This is a genomic window from Candidatus Nomurabacteria bacterium, assembly GCA_016699085.1.
Classification (GTDB): domain Bacteria; phylum Patescibacteriota; class Minisyncoccia; order Phycocordibacterales; family UBA9973; genus CAZLWF01.
Genome location: CP064958.1, coordinates 650,451 through 669,057, shown reverse-complemented (window position 1 = coordinate 669,057; position 18,607 = coordinate 650,451). Strand labels below are relative to the sequence as shown.

Below are 18,607 nucleotides of genomic sequence, written 5' to 3'. Positions count from 1 at the left end.
CTTTTTCTTTTAACGCTTAGACCACTGTGGTGCTTTGCGAGCTTTCTTAAGGCCGAATTTGCGTCGTTCCTTGGCTCGTGGGTCACGCTTCAAGAAACCTAATTTTTTGATATCTGTTTTTTTATCTTCTTCGAGAATAACAAGTGCTCGGGCAATACCGTGGCGCAATGCTTCTGCCTGACCATGAATACCACCACCAGTAATAACTGCGGTAACTTCGTATTTTGCTACGACACCAGTTTTATCAAGTGCAGCTGTTGCAATACTTTTATGCTCTGTGGTTGGGAAATATTCTGTATACTCCTTACCATTTACTATCATTGAAAATTTACTTCCTGGTGTCAGTCGAACACGCGCACTCGCTGTCTTGCGGCGACCAATAGTTTCTGTATATTTCTTTGTTGTTTTTTCTGCCATAGATTTATTCGGTGATAATAACATGCTTCATAATCTTACTTCGGAGCTTGTTTGCTGGAATCATACCGTATATTGCTTGCTTGAAAATTTCTGCATGGCCTTTGCGTTTGATTATTTCGCCCATGCTTTTTTCAGAAAAACCTCCAGGAAAACCAGTATAGTTAGCATACATGGTCGTGAGCAGTTTCTTAGGTGTAAGTGCTGCTTTAGAAGCGTTCGTTATCGTTACCATTACATTAATTACTTCATTCTTCTTTGAGCCTACTTCATTTTTACCAAGGAGAAATACCGCTGCTTTGCTTGCAACTCGTCCGACTGATTGGTTTGTGGCATCGATAGTGTGGTTCATAGCGTTTGTATACTAGCGTAGTATTTAAAATTACACAAATTCAATAATAGCCATCTTACTGCTATCGCTTAGGCGTGGCGGCAATTTCAGAATACGAGTATACCCACCATTTCTAGTTTTATACTTTGGCACAATCTCGTCAAAAAGCTTTTTGACTTCTGTTTTGCGATTGACAAGCTTCGCAATAACGAGGCGCTTGCTACCAGTATTGGCTGTTTTACCTTTGGTAACAATCTTCTCAACGTATGGGCGAAGCTCTTTGGCCTTAGCAAGTGTTGTCGTGATTCTACCATGAGTAATAAGCGAGAGTGCGAGGGACTTCATAAGTGCACTTCTTGCTCCTGTTGTTCTTCCAAATTTTCTGACGTTATTGTGGTGTCGCATACAAATACATTAAACTGACAATTATTTAAGCGTAAGGCCGTAATTTGATAATATTCGCTTAATTTCTTGAATTCCCTTTTCACCGATACCCTCGATCTCCAAGAGATCATCTTTTCGCTTACGGGCAACGCCACCAATCGTTCGGATATTTGCAGCGGTAAGAGCGTTTAGTGTTCGAGATGAGAGCGTGAGCGTATCAATACGAGTTTTTAGAACTTCAGCAACATCCTCTTTGTTGTCAGCATCAGTTTCAGCTAGAGCAGGAGTAGCATCATCTGCTTTACGTGCTTTCACTGCCACTGGTTCTGTCTCCTCTTCAAACTTGAAGTCAAATATTGCCTTAAGCTGTATGATCATGATTTCGATTGATTTCTGAAGTGCCTCACGTGGCGATATTGTACCATCAGTTTCGATTACCATACGAAGACGATTGTGGTTAGTCTTGTCCCCTACACGCATGTTTTCAACTTCATAACCAACGCGACGAATTGGACTATAGATAGCGTCGAGCGCGATTGTACCAATTTCAGTTTTGTCTTTTTGATGTACATCCTTTGGAACAAAGCCAAGACCTTTTTCAATACGTAGCGTCATGCTGATCTTTACTTTACCTGTGATTTCACAAATATACTGCTCAGGTGTGAGTACTTCAACCTGCCCAGGACATGTGATATCGGAAGCGGTAATAGCTTTTGGACCTTTGACTTCTAGTGTTACCTCTTGAGATTCATCGCCTGAAATTTTGAAGCGAACTTTTTTCAAATTAAGCAAAATCATAATGACGTCCTCTTTGACACCTTCGATTGTAGAAAATTCATGCGAAACACCTTCGATTTTTATCGAAGTAATAGCAGCTCCAGAGAGCGAGGAGAGGATGATGCGCCTGAGGCTATTGCCGAGCGTGTGGCCATACCCAGGGTAGAGATTATCAATCTCATATACTCCTTTGAGGTCAGTCTCAGAAACAACTCGAGGCTTTGACGGTAACATGATGTTATGATCAGACATACGTTATCAAAAAATTAATTAATAATAGTTAACGACTATAAAATTGAAGCACAGCGGAAAAGTTAAGGACTGGATCGCTGCCTTTTGGTATGCCGACTACCTTGCCTTCCATCGAAGTAGGGTCAAATGAAATCCATGATGGCGAAGTGTAATTCTTAAGCTTCTTATCAAGTTCAGCAAAAAGCACACTGCTGCGACTGCCTTCACGAATAGTAATGACGTCGCCTTTCTTGATATGCTGTGATGGTACTGTGGTACGCTTGCCGTTCACTACCATATGCCCATGAGAAACGATCTGACGTGCAAGTGATCTGGTGTGTGCAAGTCCCATACGATAGACAGCATTGTCTAAACGACTTTCAAGTAGCTCGTATATTTTCTCTGTTGTTGGTACACCTTTGACTGCTATGGCTTTGTCGACATAGTTTCTAAATTGTTTTTCAGCTATACCGTAACTAAATCGAATACGCTGCTTCTCCAAGAGTTGCGCACCGAAATCAGAAAGCTGCTTTGGTCGCTTGTCACTTCTAACTCGCTTGCCTTCAGAAACTGAAAATTTCTGCGTTTGACATTTTTCAAACACATGTGAGCCTAATCGTCTGCAAATTTTGTATTTTGGTCCTGTTATCATAAAAATATATTACACTCGTCGTGGCTTCTTTTGCTTTGGGCCGTTGTGCGGCACTGGCGTCATATCTTTAATACCAGTAAGCTCAAATCCTCGAGCCATAAATGCGCGCACTGCTGATTCCCGACCAGAGCCAACACCTTTAATAATCACATCAAAGTCTTTAATACCAAGCGCCAACGCTTTGTCTGCCAACACTTCACCAACTTTAGCAGCGGCAAATGGTGTACCTTTCTTAGCACCCTTAAACCCGAGAGACCCTGCTGATGACCAAAAGAGCGTATTACCTGACTTATCTGAAAGTACCACCTTCGTATTATTAAATGTTGCCTCAACGTGGAGCGTTGAAGACACTACCTTTTTCTTTGGTACTTTTGGTGCTGCAGCTACTTTGACTTCTCCTTCAACAGCAGTTTCTGCATCTTTCTCTTTGGTTATAATTTTTTTCTTTCCCATACTAAATAATTATTGATTAGGTTTTCTCAGTCTTACGTCGGCCTGATGCCATGGTTTTTCGGACATTGCCTCGAATAGTTCGGGAGTTTGTCTTCGTACGTTGTCCACGAACAGGTAAACGTCTCATGTGGCGAACACCTCGGTACGCTTTGATATCTTTAAGTCGTTTGATATTTGCAGCGACTTCACGCTTTAGATTGCCTTCAATTTTTAGACCTTCAACGATTTTTCTAATTTTATTTTCTTCATCAACGGTAAGTGTACCGGCTTTAATATTGTGAGCAATCTTGACTTCATCCAAGATAGATCGAGCTCGAGAAATACCTATACCAAAAAGAGACGTCAGTCCAATCTCCAATCGCTTTTCATTCGGAATTGTAATACCAAGAATTCTCATAATTACTGTTTTTGCTTATGCTTTGGGTTATCACAAATGACGCGAAAATGACCTTTTCTGCTAACAATTTTACATTTCGCGCACATTTTTTTTACCCTTGAGCGTACTTTCATAATAAAATGATTAATCAATTGAAAATTAAGGGTATGTCCCTTAATTAGTAACTTACTTTCACGTCATGAATGAGTGAGAGTACATAATAACCTATTTATAATCTTTTGACAATACGTCCTTTGCCGCCATATGGATCAATGACAACTTCCACTTTATCTCCAAGTAATACTTTGATTCGGTGCATCCGCATTTTACCGGAAAGATATGCCAACGTTGGCTCTCCTACCTCATCAAATGCCACACGAAAAAGCGTATTTGGTAATGCTTCTGTGATAGTTCCCATTCGTATTTCTTCGCTTTTTTCACTCATGTTTTAAACAAATACAACCTTAACAAAAATAACTAGAAGAGTCAAGCAATATATGGGCATAATTCCTCTATTCAGAGAGTAGCACATGGATAGCCTCGCGTTTACTCGGAAATGTCGTCTGCCAAAATGGCCGCAGTACGACCAATGCACTATCAATATTTTTATAGGTACTCATAATACTTTCAAAATCTCTTTTTTTCTTATCAAGTAAACTATCAATGATTTCTTCACTAGCAACATCCCATACAATGTTTGTTTGACCACCGAGAGTGAACGAAACTGATGTGACAGACTTTGGATTCATTGTTGCTTTATTAGTAAGTGTAAACGACAAAGAATCTAGGTTAGGAATAGTTACTGGCAATTCATCGAAGTTCGGAACTAATGATTTAGCAATAGTCTGGTAGAGATCGGTCTTTTTAAAGATAAAAGCTTGCGCACTGCCACTTGCGGTAACTGGTATAGCCGGTTCAGATGATTGAGTAGGCGGTACTTTTGAATCAAGAGTTATAAACAATGCGTCATCAAACAGTACGAATCCTTCAGGTAATTCATTGCGAATACGATCAGCAAGTGTTTTCTCTAGCTTGGTTGATACGTCAGTATATGCCGCTGTTGCAGCTTCTGGAGTAATTGTATTGACCAGGCCTGAGGTGCCACCTGTTATTTCTGTTTTTGATCTACCGTAGTAGCCTGTGTATTTTGACGTACCCTTAAAACCAACTATGGTGAAATCCGTCAAATCAGTATTGTACTCTGGACCGGGCTCAGTGGCCGTCACAGCAATTTCAATCTGACCTGGAATCTTTTGACCGTTTTTAACCGTTTGCCCTGGTATAACAACTGCCGTATCAGTAAAGTAAATTTTATTATTTGACGCCGCTTCTAACCTCGTATTAATCAATAAATTTTGTGGAGATGCACTGTAGGCATTATATAAAATCACGCGTCCTGTTGCTTTCTTACTTTCAGTTGTGCTACTTGTAGCAGGTACATCAATAGTCTGATCAGCAGTTATGGCCATGAGTTGAAATGGCAATGTCGGCATAACAGCATCTTTGTTGGCAGTAAAATCACTTACCAAATCAAGTGATACTTTTTTTGGCTTTACCGTTACTGTTGCTCCTGAGAAAAGGAAGGAGAGTGCGAATAGCAAGATAACGACCGTGAGTCCAGCTACAGTCCAGAGCATAGCTCCAGGATGAAGTTTTCTTCCTGCTGGCGGCCTTTGAACTGGTGGTATTGGTTTCGATAATAGAACAGGAGTGGGTATTGCTGCTTTTTGCACCATAGGCTCAAACTGCATTGGAGCTTGTGGTAAAGGTGGAGTCACCTCTCCAACAGGAATAGTTTTTTGTGGTGTCATGCCACTTAAATTTTTATTTGTTGCTTTTGCCAATTCAGAAAAAAATACTGACGGCTCACGTTTGTTTGATTTGACCATATCTTCAACAATTTTTTTAGGCATAGTTCTATTTTACACCTTTTATTCGAGTAAGGAAAATAGTTTCGAGCATTATTGCCAAATCTCTCGGCATATCTGAACCAAAATGAATATATTCACTCACAAGCTGCGGCGTAAGCGTTACTATTTTAAATGTGCTTTTGGTACTCGTGTATTGATGGAATTCCTCAGCATGGAGCGTGTCGACAAACCAGGAGACAGTGTCACGATCAGCTGTCATAAAAATTGTATCCGGCAAAGTAAACTCCTTACTAATGTCTTCCAACGAATGCTGGAACTGTGTTAACCACTCGACGCGGGCTTCTGCTAGAATTTTTGCCAATTGATCAATCGTATTTTTCTCCAATTTCATATCTGCATACATACGGTAGAGCGACAATGCTTCCCCACCAGACTTGCCGAGCGCTTTACTGATTTTTCTAAGTAAAAAGTTCTTACCAAAAGGGAAAGAAACTGACTGCAACAAAAGGTCATTTTTAACAATCGATATATCTGTTATTTCTCCTCCAACGTCTACAAGTAAAAACGTATCCTCATTCATAAAAAGATCTCGTAGTGTAATAAATGAGGCAAACGCAAACGTGTAATACGCTATGTGCCTATTATGAAAATGTTTATGGATACTATTTTCAATCGCCTTGATAACAACCTCTGGAGAAAAGCTCAAAAAAAGCGTCATCGATAGCTCCCGCGCCTGCTTACCAATCGGATCTTTGACGCTATAGCCGTTTAAGGCAACTTCGATGGTCTGTTCTTCAATTGTGCGAACTGCTTGTCCGAGTTCTTGGTACTTAGTTACTTGTTCGCTTTGAAATAAAGCTATTTCTTTGTCTATCAATTCCTGCGCAAACTTTTTTGTAAAAATAAACGGTGTATTTTTTGCGAGCGTGACTACTCGTGTCTGTGATGCGTACCATGGAGACGCAAGAACGCAGTAGATAGCGCTCGGTGCACCAAGCTTTGCGTGGAGTACATCGACCACTACTTCCTCGAGCGACTTGAGCATCATTTCCAGGAAGATTTCGAAGTTAAGATCTTCCTGGAAAATCAAATCTTTGCGAGTGGTATAGATAATACTCGGCAATGTTTTGCCTTGACCATGAGAAGGTTCTTTGTACTCAACAAGCGCGCCACCTACACTTGATGATCTGATATCAAGAATAAGTACACGATTGCCTCTGCCACTTGATGAAGAAAAAAATCCCATACGATACATAGAGTATAGCAAACTCTACATCAATAGGAAGTGACAGCTACCCCAGTGTGGCTTTAATTCGACGCACACCTTGCGATGATGCTTCTTCTTTTTGAATTTTAAATATGCCAAGCTCGCTCGTATTGCCAACATGCGGGCCACCACAGAATTCTTTTGAAAAATGACCACTGTTTTTATTATGCACGAGATAGACACTGACCATATCGCCATACTTTGTCCCAAATTCCATTTCAGCGCCTAACTTTTCAGCTTCAGCTTTTGACATTTCACACCGTTCGACAATTAATCCTTCCTTGATTTTGGCGTTCACAATATCTTCAACTTGCTTTTTCTCTTCATCAGTCATCTTCCTGTCAAAAGAAAAATCAATGCGCAATCGCTCTTCAGTAATGTTGCTACCGCGTTGCTTTACTTCTTTGCCTAAAACTTGTTGAAGTGCAGCAAGAAGTAGGTGGTGCGCTGTATGAAGACGAATTGTTTTTTCATTATGATTGGCCAGTCCGCCCTTGAACATGCCAGCGGATGAAGTTTGAGAAAGCTTTTGATGCTCAGCCATATTTTTATTAAATTGTTCTTGGTAAATTTTTCGTAGCTGTTCATCTAACACTGGAAGACCTCGGTTAGAACGCTCTCTATTTATTTCTTCAATACTAAGCTCAAGTGGAAATCCATATGTCTGATAAAGATCAAACAAAATAGCACTATTTAAACCAAAAGTATTTATATCTTCCTCCTTTCCAAATAACTCTTTAATTTTTTTTAAGCCAAGTTCAAGTGTATTAATAAATTTATCAAATTCTTTCTCTAGCTCTAAAATTATTTTATTCTTATTTTCTTTCAAGTTAGGATAACTGACCTGATACTTATTTACTACAATCTCTACTAATTGATTGTAATTTCCACTTACGTTCGTTATTAATGCATGTCCGGAACGAATTGCTCGTCTAAGTAAACGTCTAAGAATGTATCCTTGCGCAGAACTAGATGGAATAACTCCGTCTGAAATTAGAAAAATTGATGTCCTAATATGATCAGCAATAATTCTTTCAAGTTTTTCATTTTTAATTTCCGACAATTTCTGTATTTTCTGTATTAGTTCTTCAAACAAATCCGTCTCATATGCTGTTTTCTTTCCTTGCATCACTGCTGTAATACGTTCAAGACCAGCGCCAGTATCAACATTTCTTTGAGCAAGTTTCCCGATCACCTTTCCATCTTTTTTCTCATATTCCATAAAAACATCATTCCATATTTCTATCACATCTTCCTTTTTCACTGCTTCAATAAATTGCTCTTGAGTAAGATCGCCAACTTTACCTGTCACATCGTAAAACATTTCTGTGCAAGGACCACACGGACCATTATCTCCAGGACTCCACCAGTTATCATCAGCCGGAAGTGCATAGATTCTGTTCTCGGGAATACCAAGACTTTTCCAGATTTCTATCGACTCCATATCAAGTGGAGCGTTCTCATCGCCTTCAAATACAGTCACATAAAGCTGACTAGGGTTGAGCCCTAGCCCCTCTTCTTTCGATGTCAGAAATTCATAGCTCCAACTGATTGCTTCTTTTTTAAAATAATCTCCAAGCGACCAGTTACCCATCATTTCAAAAAAAGAAAAATGACGATTGTCGCCAATATCATCAAGATCACCTGTGCGTACACACTTTTGAATATTTGCTATTCGTTTACCAGCTGGATGTGGTTCACCGAGAAGATACGGCACGAGCGGTTGCATGCCTGCAGTGTTAAAAAGCACTGACGGATCGTTCTGGGGCACTAAGGGCGCAGATGGAATAATCGTATGGCCACGCTTTTCAAAAAATGCTAAAAATCGTTTTCTAATTTCTTCGGATCGCATATTACTTTTTCTTTTTACCATTCCCAACCAATTTCTCCAAGCGTTTTATATCTGCCTCTATACTTTTCAACCCTTCTATAAAGAAGCCTGATTTAGAAGTATCAATGCCTATATCTTTAAAAATTTGTTCTGGGCTTTTGCTTCCACCGGCTTTTAGAAATTCCTCAATTTTTAAGAGATATGATGGATCAGCTTTGTATTTTGCATACAATGACTTACTTATGAGCTGGCCATATGCGTATGAATACACATAAAAAAACTGACGAATATGTGACCAATAGACAAAGAAATACCCATCAAGCTCAGTAAATTTAAAATTTGGACCAAGATACGAACCCATATGCTTGTTCATAAGTTTAGCAATTTCTTCTTTTGCAAGAGTACCTTTTTCTCTGACGGTTAGATGAAGTTCAGTTTCAAAATTGAAACAAGCAATTTGTCGAAAGATTGTTTGCACATCATCACCGATTCGATCATGTAAAGCAATAATTTTCTCTTCCTCACTCAGAGTTGCAAATATTTCTTCGAATGCAAAATTCTCAAAAAGCGTACTCGCAACTTCCGCAGTTGCAATTGTATGATTCCTTGAAATTATCGGCTGAGTTTTAGAATATTCTGCATGAATAGCGTGACCCATTTCATGGGCCATTGTCATTACTGACTTCATACTTTCTGTATAATTTAGAAGTACAAAAGTCGGTCGCACCTCATCAGACGAACAATAGGCACCACTTCTTTTGCCGGGATACGGGAAAACATCAATCTGTCCATTACGCAAATAGTTTTCAAATATCTTTCGATATTCAGGATTTACCTTCTCAAATGCAACCTTGATAATCTCAATGGCGTTTTCGAATGATATTTTTCTTTTCGTTTTACCTACAGGAGCTGAACGATCTGCATAGGTTAATGTTCTCAAACCAAGCATTTTTTGTTTTATTTTAAGAAACCGATGACTTATAGGAAAATAATTACTAACAGTTTCAACAAAATTTAATATTGCTTTTTCGTCATTTTCATAACCAATGATAGTTGCGCTGGCTGGATGTGCATACCCTCGCAATTCATCATTGATTTTTTTATCAATAATTAATGCGTTCATTTCACTTTCAGCAAAATGGCTAATTGATTTTAACATTTTCATTACTTGTTCATTCAATCCATGTCTTTCCCTTAAAGATAACTCTGGTATTTTATTCATAGCCTCACCGATAGACATTTTTTTATCTTTAAAAATGACATTCGTATTCCCGAGTAGTTTTTCTTGCCCTTCTCTCCATAATGTATGGCCGGGAAGCGATTTCAGATTAAGAATTTTCTCTTCTGATTCTGTCAAACGATACTTACTAGTGATAAAAATTTGCTCTAAGAAATGATGGAATTTTTTGAATTTATTATTAGTAAGTATTTTTTGCTGTTCAGCTTTAGAGATCTTGGCTAGGGATAATGTAAAGAAGACAATCTGATTGCTTGCATTGGTCAATCTTTGCGTAATACTGCTTCGTAATGCTTCCGCTTTAGCATTCCCGTTTTGAATATCAGTGAAATAAAATAGGTAATACAGTGGGTTTTGTATAAGATCAAAACTCTCATATAACTCGAGAGCTTCAAGTAATTTCTTTTCATCATGTAAATAATTTTGAGCTTGGTATTTCTTTTTAAAATTTTGGTAGGATTCTTCAAGTTTTGAAACATCCTTATTGATTTGAGGATCCTCAAGTGACTTATACAGTAGCTTTAAATTCCATTTTGTTTTCATGTAGTGAGTATAGCAAATATTTGTAATATTTTTATTTAACAATGCCACCACCTACGCATACATCTTTATTGTAGATAACGATGGATTGTCCGGGAGAAACTAAGATTTCCTTAGTGAAAAAAACTGTGACATTATTAGCTTTATTGCTCGTAACTGTACAAGGTACCTGTTCACCATGATAGCGAATCTGGGCAGTATACTCTTTGCCATCTTTTGGTAGCCCATGTATCCAATTCACTCCAATGAGCTCAATACTGTTATTTTGCAAAATACCGGTATTAGAAATATTATTTGTTGATGCAGAAACCGTAATTGTATTCGCTTTCATATTTTTAGCGACAACATAGTATGCCTTATCAATTGCCGATTTCTTTGTAATAGTAAAACCATGACGCTCGCCCAATGTATAAAAAACCGCACCATCATGTGTACCGATGATATTGCCTTTTGTATCAAGCACATTCCCTGTTTTCTTTGGAATATAGTGCTCTATGAATTCTTTCATATTGAGGGGCCCCAAAAAGCATACCCCTTGGCTATCTTTTTTAGCGGCAGTTGGTAATTTAATCTTTGCTGCGATTTTTCTAACCTCTGTTTTTTTGAGATGTCCTATGGGAAAAAGTGTATGCTCAAGATCTTTTTCTGTCAGTGTCCAGAGAAAATAGCTTTGATCCTTAGTCGTATCAACACCCATTTCTAATACCCTCTGTTTACTGTTTGCTGTTTCCTTTTTACTAACCCGTGCGTAATGTCCAGTTGCTATATAATCCGCACCATAGTCTTTTGCAAACTGCCAAAATACACCAAATTTAACTTCTCGATTACACATCACATCTGGGTTTGGTGTTCGTCCTTGTCTATATTCTTCGATCATATAGTCTGCAACACCCTTTTTATACGCAACTTCCCCATCACACTCAAGAAATGGGATATCTAGATGGGCACAGACCCGCATAGCATCTCGTCGCTCTTCCCGCCAGGTACATTCGATAAAGTCCGGTTGCCATGTACGTATAAAAACACCGACAACATTGTAGTCAGCTTTTTTGAGCAAATACGCCGAGACCGAGGAATCTACACCGCCCGAAACCCCAACAAAGACAGTTTGTTTTTTTCTGCTTTTATTCATATGGCTTATTACTATACCTTTTTTGAAAGATGGGGCAAAGCGTTACAAATGAAGAATATTTCCTTTTTCTTCATAGGCAGTGACAATTTTCATGATTTTTTCAGTAATTGACTCAACCCTATCTGTGTCTTTTATTACTAATGAAGGTACACCAAGAGCATTTTTCTTGTGCTCAAATTGTCCTTTTGTTGAAGATTTAATTTGTAATGGAATAATAAAAATTTTGTATTCTATTTTAAAATCTCTTGCTTTCCCCTCCTCCCATAAATTAGTTTTTTCAAATGTAGTGATTTTCCCTTGATTTTGCAAAATAAGTAGGGCTTGCTGGCACATATTCTCAGCATTTATGCCTTTTTCTTGTCCAATTCTGCTTGTCTTTAGAAACGTTTCATTATTTTCAAAAATCGTATTCAATAATTGTTCTACCTCGTGAATACTTGTTCTTTCAGTAAGTTGGTAATTTGGAACGTCATAAGATTCTGAATTAATAGTAAAATATATTTTTGCATTTTTACTATATGGACTTTTGTAATTTATCTTGCAAAAATAAGATCTTGATAATTCTAAGGTCCGGATAGAATATGAATTAATGAGACTTTTTGCTTTGTGAGCTTCAAAAACTTCAGAGAGGGCAGATCCCAAAGACATCTTTTCACCATTTTCAAAGTGATTTTCAAGACCGTGATTCATTTTAAAGCGCCATTAACCTTTTATACAATTCAAATGTCGCCCGTGCATCCGCAAGTGCCGTATGTGCGCGCGTATTTTCAATTTTAAATACTTCGCATAATGATCGAAGCGAGAAACGATTGATATCATCACGCTTCTTAGCTTTTGCAAAGGCTATAGAAATCGTATCGAGCTTGTGGTAATGCATTTTATTCTCGACACCAGTCGTTGCAAAAGCCTTGGTAATAAAAGCGAAATCAAATGGCAAATTATGTCCTACCATGATGGCATCTTTGGTCTTATTGGCAAAGATCTGCATTGCTTCAGTAAGTGTGTAACCAAGTACCCAGTCAGCCTCGTTGTACCCATTAATCCTAAGTGCAGTCTTATCTGCATCTTCAATCCTTGCGGGCTTAATCTTTAATTCAAATTCTTCGACAATATCATATACCTCGCCATTACTAGCGCCTGGCGTTTGCGAAACTACTACACAACCAAGCTGAATAATCTCATGCTTTTCAATATCAAGTCCTGTTGTTTCAGTATCTATAAAGGCTAAATTTTGTGTATGCATATATTAATTTAGGTATTTGGCTTTGTTGGCTTTATGCTCATCAAAAGTTTTTGCGTAATGTATCACCCCGTCGTTATCATGGAGGTAAAAGAGGTACGGCGATGCACTAGGCTCTAGTGCTGCTTTTATTGCAAGCATTCCTGGATTAGCAATTGGACCAGGTGGCAGACCAGTATGAGTATAGGTATTATACAATGAATCACTTGCAAGGTCTGTAAGCGTCAGTTCACTGCTAGTTTTCTTTGTTACATAACCTAAGGTTGCATCGACTTGAAGCGGCATACCAATCGCCATTCGGTGCCAAAGTATACCAGAAATGACTTCTCGATCATCATCACCGCGCGCCTCACGTTCAATAATAGAAGCCATGGTTATAATATCTTTTTCCGTATGACCGCTTGAAGCAATAGCTTCTGTGAGTGTTGAAATCTTTTTTGTAAAAGTATTTTCAAGTGTGCTCGTTAAAAATGCTGCGTCACTATAAGGCGAGACGAAATACGTATCAGGAAACAAATAACCTTCTTTGTCTTTTGTTAATTCATCAAAAGCTGCCAAATCAAAATATGGGAATAACTTATCAAATGTTTGCCCTATTTCGCTATTAGTAAATCCTTCAGGAATTGTGACCTTTGTTGCAGTAATAGCAAAATTGCCTTCTACCATATGCTTGGCTACAGTATAGACTGGCTGCGCACTACCAAAATAATAATCTCCAGCCACTATACTGCGATCACCTCCATTAAGTACGACAAAGAATTGAAATAGAGGAATGGATGAAATGATATTATTTTTTTTTAATTCTTCGCTCACATGCATAAGACTCTCCCCGCGTGACACACGAATAATCGAGCCTTGCGTGAACGTAGCTGCCGGTACAAATATGAGAAAGACAAGTCTCGCCGTAAATAAAATGACAGCAAGAAAAATACACTGTCTAATAAGAAAATGCAAATTACTTTTATTAAAAGTACGAGGTAAAATACTGTGCTCATTTGTAGGATTTTCTTGAAAAGACATAGGTTAGAGTGGCAAATTTTGTGGAGGCTCAATTTTCTTTGACTCAATACGACCAAATGAAGGTGTCTCAGATACACGACCAGGAAAATGAAACAGTGTGGCCAATTCTTCACTTGATAGTACAAGTGGTTTTCTGATTATATGTTTTCCCCCGGCTTTTTTACTATTATGTGGTGCATTGAAATATGATCGAAGTCTATATGCCTCAAACATCTCTAATTTAAGTGCGGCCTTACGAGCACCACTTCGGTCTTGCCACGGGTAATCAAAATCTGTTAGGTTACGTGGCTTGAAGCCATTTAGGGTATTTGAATTGTATTGCTTAAACATACCAAGCAAGCCGACGATGTTGATCGGATTAAATTTATCTTTCTCTGCTAAATAAATCGCCCTGATCCCTGTATCAAATGCTGGCTTCTCTATATGTCGATCAATGGCAGTAATGACATCTTGTTGTGTCTTGGTGAGATTGAGAGTTGATTTTATTTTTTCATCACCAGTTGTAAGCAATCCATCCTTGACGATTTTTTGTACTTCTTCCTTTGCGAGCCCTTGCCAATTGCGACCACCAAACATTTTACCCGGTTCTGAAAATCGCTTTGAATGAACCTGGATAATAATCTGTAGCCACAATTGTTCACCTTTGCCGAGAGAGCCCATAAACTCAATCATTTGCGTCATAGGGTCGATTTGCTGCTCAGGATCTAGGCTACTCGTGCTCTTATCTAAGCCATAATCAACGTACGTTTTGATTGGATAAACGTCAGGTTTGGTAAATTCAAATTCAGTGCCCCACATGCTCCATGCATTAGTTTTCATTTCATGCGGTATGCGATCGGTGTAGTCTTCAACAATCTTTATCTCAGCTTGAGGATACTGGGCATAGATCTGGGATTCAACCAAGCTTTTGAAATTTAAGGGGATGCGGATAAAGAAAAAGACATTACCATCGATAGATACAATTTCAAGCGAAAACCACATGAGCACTTTTCCAAGATAATATTTTGCATACCAGGTACCCACACCCCCACCTTGATGGAATGCATTAACAAGCGCTATTTCCATCGCTTGAGGAGATTTAAATACATCACGTGGCAAACGAATTTCTAAGAGTGTCCATTTGAGGCTCGAAATGAAACTAAGTCGAACATAACGCAGCCACGAATGCCATGCCACGAAAACCAACACAATCGGAAACCAAATTGGCGCCAAAGATGAAATAAAGAAAAGTAATTGTACAAACGTTCCACCAACAAAACTCGGATCCATATATGTAGAGTATACTATGTTTTATTTATTTAATATAAGAGGAAGCTGGAAGATTTGCTGCTTTGACGGAATATCATTGCTTTTGAAAAGCAGACTCATATTTGTAGTTTTTTTGCCAGAAGAATAAATCGTTGCTGTAAAATTTGCAGAAGAAAAAAGTGGGCGCTGACCTACAAATAGCACGTATGTACCTGAAATAACCTGACCTTGGTCATTCAAGAGCACTACTGTCCCGGCATTTTGATCATCTTCATTCCATCCACAGCCATTTACATAGCCAGTTACAACAATGGGTATTGTTACTGTTGCATTAGGCTCTGGGGATGTTATAACAAGACCGCATTTTGCAGTAGTAAATGTCGTAAATGGTGAGGCGGTTTCTTTGCCAGTTATGTTTGGGAATACTATCGGTGAAACTGAATGTCTCGAAGCAAAAAATCCTACTATAATACCTACTAAAATAAACCCAAAAATAATAAGCAGTATATTCACAAATCCTCGATTTTCCATGGGTGTAGTATAGCAAATAATAAAAAACAGTTACATACGAGGGTAACAGAAAAAGAGCAGCAATAATTTTAAAATGTCTGGCCTGTCTGCTGACAGGAGATCCGAAGACTTTTAAAATTATTGCTGCTCTTTTCGGGAATAAAATTTATGCGATCGTATACAATCCTTGTTTGTTTTTCTTGAAATATTTTGGATTTTGGAGATTAACAAGAATAGTATTTTTCTTAAGATAACGCTCTTTCATAACTTTCTCTACTATATCTTCCTTAGAAAGCGGACCTTCTTTTTTGATAATTTTTCTGATTACCTCCTTAACCACACCTGCCTCATATCCCCAATCCTTAAGCGCATACACACCACGACCAACTAATACAAAACGTCCATCTTTAATAAGTTCATTATGACATGTAGCCACATGAGTTTTTTTACCAAACGTATCACAGATAGCATTTGCAACTTCTCGGAAATGCATCGGAGAGCCATGCTTGCGCATCATCAAAAAAGCATAATCCTTAATACCGCGGGTTTTAACATTTGCTGAATCTGATTTACCCCATTCGCCCAGTGGGTTCTTGTCGATTTTCTTAGAAATATTAAGCCATCGTCGAGCAATTTCTTTATTTTTATATTCTTCTGAAACATCCTTTAAATGCTCGAGGAATTTTGCAATAAGTTCGCTTTCAGGTATGAGTTCTTCATCTTTGATTGACGAATATAATTTCTCGAGTGATGTATGGACGCTATTACTTACCTCTTGATCAACGCTCCATCGAGCTTTAAACATGTCATCTTCCTTGCTTTTTTCAAATTCATCACCAAGCACCAGATAGAGATGGTAATGATTTTGCGTTGATTCATCCTTAGCTAAATGTTCAAGTAAATCATCTTCAGCAACAACAGAACCCAATGATTCAATAATACCTTTCAATTCATCAAAAATATATTCTTGTTCTTTAAAATCATCTGATTTTCTGATCGTCTGCAAAGCCGCGTTTTCGATTTGACGAACGCGTTCACGAGTAATGCCATATGTCTCACCGATAGCTTCGAGCGTCTTGCGCTTGGCGTCATCACCTAGCCCGAAACGGGAAAGGATAACATCATACGCACGGTCTTGAAGTGGTGATAAGATTTTTTTCGTAACTTGTTTAGGTTTGAAGCTTGTTGTTGCCATAAAATATATAAATATATAAACGTTAATAACTAAGTCATATTTACTATACTCGATATACTAAAACCTGTCAAGCATGTGCAAAAATGGGGAAAACTAGCCTTTTTACTCCTTGCCCTTCTTTGACCGTTCGAGCTCAGTAAGGTATTTTTTGCGCAATCGGACTGATTTTGGTGTTATTTCTAGGTATTCATCTGGTGCCATAGTCTCAAGTCCTCTCTCGATAGAAAGAATAAACGCCGGTTTGAGCACCATCGCTTCATCAGTTCCTGACGCACGGACATTGGTCAACTGTTTGCCTTTGCTTGGATTTACCACCATTTCTTCCCCTTTGGTCACATTACCAATAACCATACCTTCGTATATTTCTGCGCCATGTTCAATATATAAAACACCACGGTCTTGCAAATTCCAAAGTGCGTAGCCGGCCGCAAATCCTTTGACCATAGAAGTCATAGAACCTAATTCATGTTTTTTGATTTCGCCGACATACTGCTTGAAACCAACAAAGCGAGATGAAATAATACCCTCACCTTTTGTATCAATAACAAATTCACCTCGATACCCCAAAAGTCCACGTGATGGCATTTCGAAAACAACACGCATGCGACCATCTTTTTCTCGCATTTCTGTCATGAGCGCACGGCGCTTGGTTAACTTTTCAATGACAACACCAGAAGAAACTTCCGGAACATCAATCACCACTTCTTCAAATGGTTCCAACTTCTCGCCGTTTTCTTCTTTAATGATGACATGCGGTTGTGACACTTGAAGCTCATAACCTTCTCGGCGCATATTTTCCAAAAGTACTGCAATGTGAAGTTCCCCACGTCCATACACTAAAAAGTATTCACTCGTATCAAAATCAATTCGAAGCCCAACATTTATCTCGAGCTCACGTTCAAGTCGCTCTCGAATCTGACGCCCCGTAACAAACTTACCTTCGCGCCCCGCAAATGGTGAATCATTAACAAGAAATCGAAGAGATATCGTTGGTTCATCGATCGCAATCGCAGGCATCGGAGCCATATCTGCATCATTAGAAAGTGTTTCGCCAATATAAATATCAGGAATACCTGCAATCATGGCAATGTCGCCGGCACTAACACTTTTGACTTCTTTACGAGCGATACCTTCAAAGGTAAAGAGCTTGGTAATTTTCCCTACTCGACGCTCACCATTTGGCATGATTGCAGTAAGCGTTTTACCATCTTCGACGATACCTTGATATACCCGGACAATAGCCATACGACCCAAAAAATTATCGTACGCTAAATTAAATACTTGTGCAGTAAACGGTGCATCTTCTTTACCAGATGCTTCTGGCACAGCTGTTAGTATAAGATCAAGTAATGGTGTTAAATCTTTTGATTCATCAGTGAGACTTCGCTTTGCTATACCTTGCCGTCCGATCGCATAAATAGTTTCAAAATTAAGTTGATCTTCATTGGCACCGAGTTCTAAGAAAAGTTCTAATACTTCCTCATGAACACGATTAGGATCAGCTGCAGGTTTGTCGATTTTATTAATGACAACGATAGGTTTCATACCGAGCTCGAGAGACTTCTTCAAGACAAATCGTGTCTGTGGCATAGGACCTTCTTGAGCATCAACAACGAGGAGCACACAATCAACAGCGCGGAGTACGCGCTCAACTTCAGAACCAAAGTCTGCATGACCTGGTGTGTCTACAATATTAATTTTTGTATCTTTATAGAAAAGCGAAGTGTTTTTTGCATATATAGTAATACCGCGTTCAAGTTCAAGCGCGTTTGAATCCATCGTTACATCACCTTCTGTCATACCTTGCTGTTTTAAAAGCGCATCAGTAAGTGTCGTCTTACCGTGGTCAACGTGAGCAATGATAGCGATATTTCTAATTTGTTTGTAGGTTGCCATAG

General features: G+C 38.7%; 21 protein-coding genes. All 21 read right to left on the bottom strand.

Features of this window, described 5'->3' with window-relative positions; translation table 11 throughout:
* Positions 1–9: 9 nt before the first annotated feature.
* Positions 10–417, bottom strand: a complete 408-nt coding sequence (gene rpsI, locus IPF86_03660) for a 30S ribosomal protein S9 (protein QQR50148.1) — start codon at positions 415–417, stop codon at positions 10–12.
* A 4-nt stretch (positions 418–421) separates the two neighbouring features.
* Positions 422–766 (bottom strand): uL13 family ribosomal protein, encoded by a 345-nt coding sequence (locus tag IPF86_03655; protein ID QQR50147.1) that lies wholly within the window; start codon positions 764–766, stop codon positions 422–424.
* A 30-nt stretch (positions 767–796) separates the two neighbouring features.
* Positions 797–1,150 carry a 50S ribosomal protein L17 gene (gene rplQ / locus IPF86_03650; protein ID QQR50146.1) on the bottom strand — a complete coding sequence of 118 codons (354 nt, stop codon included), beginning with the start codon at positions 1,148–1,150 and terminating at the stop codon, positions 797–799.
* A 21-nt stretch (positions 1,151–1,171) separates the two neighbouring features.
* The gene (locus IPF86_03645; GenBank protein QQR50145.1) at positions 1,172–2,158 is read right to left on the bottom strand and encodes a DNA-directed RNA polymerase subunit alpha; all 987 of its coding nucleotides are present in this window, start codon (positions 2,156–2,158) and stop codon (positions 1,172–1,174) included.
* A 28-nt stretch (positions 2,159–2,186) separates the two neighbouring features.
* Positions 2,187–2,789, bottom strand: coding sequence for a 30S ribosomal protein S4 (rpsD, locus tag IPF86_03640; GenBank protein ID QQR50144.1), 603 nt, complete (start codon positions 2,787–2,789; stop codon positions 2,187–2,189).
* Positions 2,790–2,798: 9 nt separating this feature from the next.
* On the bottom strand, positions 2,799–3,242 hold the full coding sequence (gene rpsK / locus IPF86_03635) for a 30S ribosomal protein S11 (protein ID QQR50143.1): 444 nt from the start codon (positions 3,240–3,242) through the stop codon (positions 2,799–2,801).
* 16 nt (positions 3,243–3,258) lie between these two features.
* The gene (gene rpsM / locus IPF86_03630) at positions 3,259–3,642 is read right to left on the bottom strand and encodes a 30S ribosomal protein S13 (GenBank protein ID QQR50701.1); all 384 of its coding nucleotides are present in this window, start codon (positions 3,640–3,642) and stop codon (positions 3,259–3,261) included.
* On the bottom strand, positions 3,642–3,752 hold the full coding sequence (gene rpmJ, locus IPF86_03625; GenBank protein QQR50142.1) for a 50S ribosomal protein L36: 111 nt from the start codon (positions 3,750–3,752) through the stop codon (positions 3,642–3,644). Before rpmJ ends, rpsM begins: the two co-directional genes overlap by 1 nt.
* A gap of 95 nt (positions 3,753–3,847) precedes the next feature.
* Positions 3,848–4,063: a translation initiation factor IF-1 gene (gene infA, locus IPF86_03620; protein QQR50141.1), complete on the bottom strand. Its 216-nt coding sequence runs from the start codon at positions 4,061–4,063 to the stop codon at positions 3,848–3,850.
* Positions 4,064–4,130: 67 nt separating this feature from the next.
* Entirely contained in the window at positions 4,131–5,531 is a 1,401-nt protein-coding gene (locus IPF86_03615; protein ID QQR50140.1) for a hypothetical protein, read from the bottom strand.
* Positions 5,532–5,535: 4 nt separating this feature from the next.
* Entirely contained in the window at positions 5,536–6,735 is a 1,200-nt protein-coding gene (locus IPF86_03610; protein QQR50139.1) for a hypothetical protein, read from the bottom strand.
* A 46-nt stretch (positions 6,736–6,781) separates the two neighbouring features.
* Positions 6,782–8,608: an alanine--tRNA ligase gene (locus tag IPF86_03605; GenBank protein ID QQR50700.1), complete on the bottom strand. Its 1,827-nt coding sequence runs from the start codon at positions 8,606–8,608 to the stop codon at positions 6,782–6,784.
* Between the two features lies 1 nt (position 8,609).
* Positions 8,610–10,367, bottom strand: a complete 1,758-nt coding sequence (locus tag IPF86_03600; protein QQR50138.1) for a M3 family oligoendopeptidase — start codon at positions 10,365–10,367, stop codon at positions 8,610–8,612.
* 31 nt (positions 10,368–10,398) lie between these two features.
* Complete coding sequence (mnmA, locus tag IPF86_03595) at positions 10,399–11,496, bottom strand: tRNA 2-thiouridine(34) synthase MnmA (protein ID QQR50137.1); 1,098 nt, start codon at positions 11,494–11,496, stop codon at positions 10,399–10,401.
* Positions 11,497–11,538: 42 nt separating this feature from the next.
* Positions 11,539–12,186: a hypothetical protein gene (locus IPF86_03590; GenBank protein ID QQR50136.1), complete on the bottom strand. Its 648-nt coding sequence runs from the start codon at positions 12,184–12,186 to the stop codon at positions 11,539–11,541.
* Position 12,187: 1 nt separating this feature from the next.
* A complete protein-coding gene (locus IPF86_03585) occupies positions 12,188–12,739 on the bottom strand; it encodes a 3'-5' exonuclease (GenBank protein QQR50135.1) in 552 nt (183 codons plus the stop codon).
* A 3-nt stretch (positions 12,740–12,742) separates the two neighbouring features.
* The gene (gene mltG, locus IPF86_03580) at positions 12,743–13,756 is read right to left on the bottom strand and encodes an endolytic transglycosylase MltG (protein QQR50134.1); all 1,014 of its coding nucleotides are present in this window, start codon (positions 13,754–13,756) and stop codon (positions 12,743–12,745) included.
* A 3-nt stretch (positions 13,757–13,759) separates the two neighbouring features.
* Entirely contained in the window at positions 13,760–15,025 is a 1,266-nt protein-coding gene (locus IPF86_03575) for a hypothetical protein (protein QQR50133.1), read from the bottom strand.
* Between the two features lie 21 nt (positions 15,026–15,046).
* Positions 15,047–15,535, bottom strand: a complete 489-nt coding sequence (locus IPF86_03570; GenBank protein QQR50132.1) for a hypothetical protein — start codon at positions 15,533–15,535, stop codon at positions 15,047–15,049.
* Between the two features lie 145 nt (positions 15,536–15,680).
* Positions 15,681–16,709 carry a hypothetical protein gene (locus IPF86_03565; GenBank protein QQR50131.1) on the bottom strand — a complete coding sequence of 343 codons (1,029 nt, stop codon included), beginning with the start codon at positions 16,707–16,709 and terminating at the stop codon, positions 15,681–15,683.
* 102 nt (positions 16,710–16,811) lie between these two features.
* A complete protein-coding gene (typA, locus tag IPF86_03560; GenBank protein QQR50130.1) occupies positions 16,812–18,605 on the bottom strand; it encodes a translational GTPase TypA in 1,794 nt (597 codons plus the stop codon).
* Positions 18,606–18,607: the final 2 nt, after the last annotated feature.

What these genes read in the sequence shown, in the direction of transcription:
- rpsI (QQR50148.1), bottom strand. Translation starts at nt 417, where the DNA reads ATGGCAGAAAAAACAACAAAGAAATATACAGAAACTATTGGTCGCCGC.
- IPF86_03655 (QQR50147.1), bottom strand. Translation starts at nt 766, where the DNA reads ATGAACCACACTATCGATGCCACAAACCAATCAGTCGGACGAGTTGCA.
- rplQ (QQR50146.1), bottom strand. Translation starts at nt 1,150, where the DNA reads ATGCGACACCACAATAACGTCAGAAAATTTGGAAGAACAACAGGAGCA.
- IPF86_03645 (QQR50145.1), bottom strand. Translation starts at nt 2,158, where the DNA reads ATGTCTGATCATAACATCATGTTACCGTCAAAGCCTCGAGTTGTTTCT.
- rpsD (QQR50144.1), bottom strand. Translation starts at nt 2,789, where the DNA reads ATGATAACAGGACCAAAATACAAAATTTGCAGACGATTAGGCTCACAT.
- rpsK (QQR50143.1), bottom strand. Translation starts at nt 3,242, where the DNA reads ATGGGAAAGAAAAAAATTATAACCAAAGAGAAAGATGCAGAAACTGCT.
- rpmJ (QQR50142.1), bottom strand. Translation starts at nt 3,752, where the DNA reads ATGAAAGTACGCTCAAGGGTAAAAAAAATGTGCGCGAAATGTAAAATT.
- infA (QQR50141.1), bottom strand. Translation starts at nt 4,063, where the DNA reads ATGAGTGAAAAAAGCGAAGAAATACGAATGGGAACTATCACAGAAGCA.
- IPF86_03615 (QQR50140.1), bottom strand. Translation starts at nt 5,531, where the DNA reads ATGCCTAAAAAAATTGTTGAAGATATGGTCAAATCAAACAAACGTGAG.
- IPF86_03610 (QQR50139.1), bottom strand. Translation starts at nt 6,735, where the DNA reads ATGGGATTTTTTTCTTCATCAAGTGGCAGAGGCAATCGTGTACTTATT.
- IPF86_03605 (QQR50700.1), bottom strand. Translation starts at nt 8,608, where the DNA reads ATGCGATCCGAAGAAATTAGAAAACGATTTTTAGCATTTTTTGAAAAG.
- IPF86_03600 (QQR50138.1), bottom strand. Translation starts at nt 10,367, where the DNA reads ATGAAAACAAAATGGAATTTAAAGCTACTGTATAAGTCACTTGAGGAT.
- mnmA (QQR50137.1), bottom strand. Translation starts at nt 11,496, where the DNA reads ATGAATAAAAGCAGAAAAAAACAAACTGTCTTTGTTGGGGTTTCGGGC.
- IPF86_03590 (QQR50136.1), bottom strand. Translation starts at nt 12,186, where the DNA reads ATGAATCACGGTCTTGAAAATCACTTTGAAAATGGTGAAAAGATGTCT.
- IPF86_03585 (QQR50135.1), bottom strand. Translation starts at nt 12,739, where the DNA reads ATGCATACACAAAATTTAGCCTTTATAGATACTGAAACAACAGGACTT.
- mltG (QQR50134.1), bottom strand. Translation starts at nt 13,756, where the DNA reads ATGTCTTTTCAAGAAAATCCTACAAATGAGCACAGTATTTTACCTCGT.
- IPF86_03575 (QQR50133.1), bottom strand. Translation starts at nt 15,025, where the DNA reads ATGGATCCGAGTTTTGTTGGTGGAACGTTTGTACAATTACTTTTCTTT.
- IPF86_03570 (QQR50132.1), bottom strand. Translation starts at nt 15,535, where the DNA reads ATGGAAAATCGAGGATTTGTGAATATACTGCTTATTATTTTTGGGTTT.
- IPF86_03565 (QQR50131.1), bottom strand. Translation starts at nt 16,709, where the DNA reads ATGGCAACAACAAGCTTCAAACCTAAACAAGTTACGAAAAAAATCTTA.
- typA (QQR50130.1), bottom strand. Translation starts at nt 18,605, where the DNA reads ATGGCAACCTACAAACAAATTAGAAATATCGCTATCATTGCTCACGTT.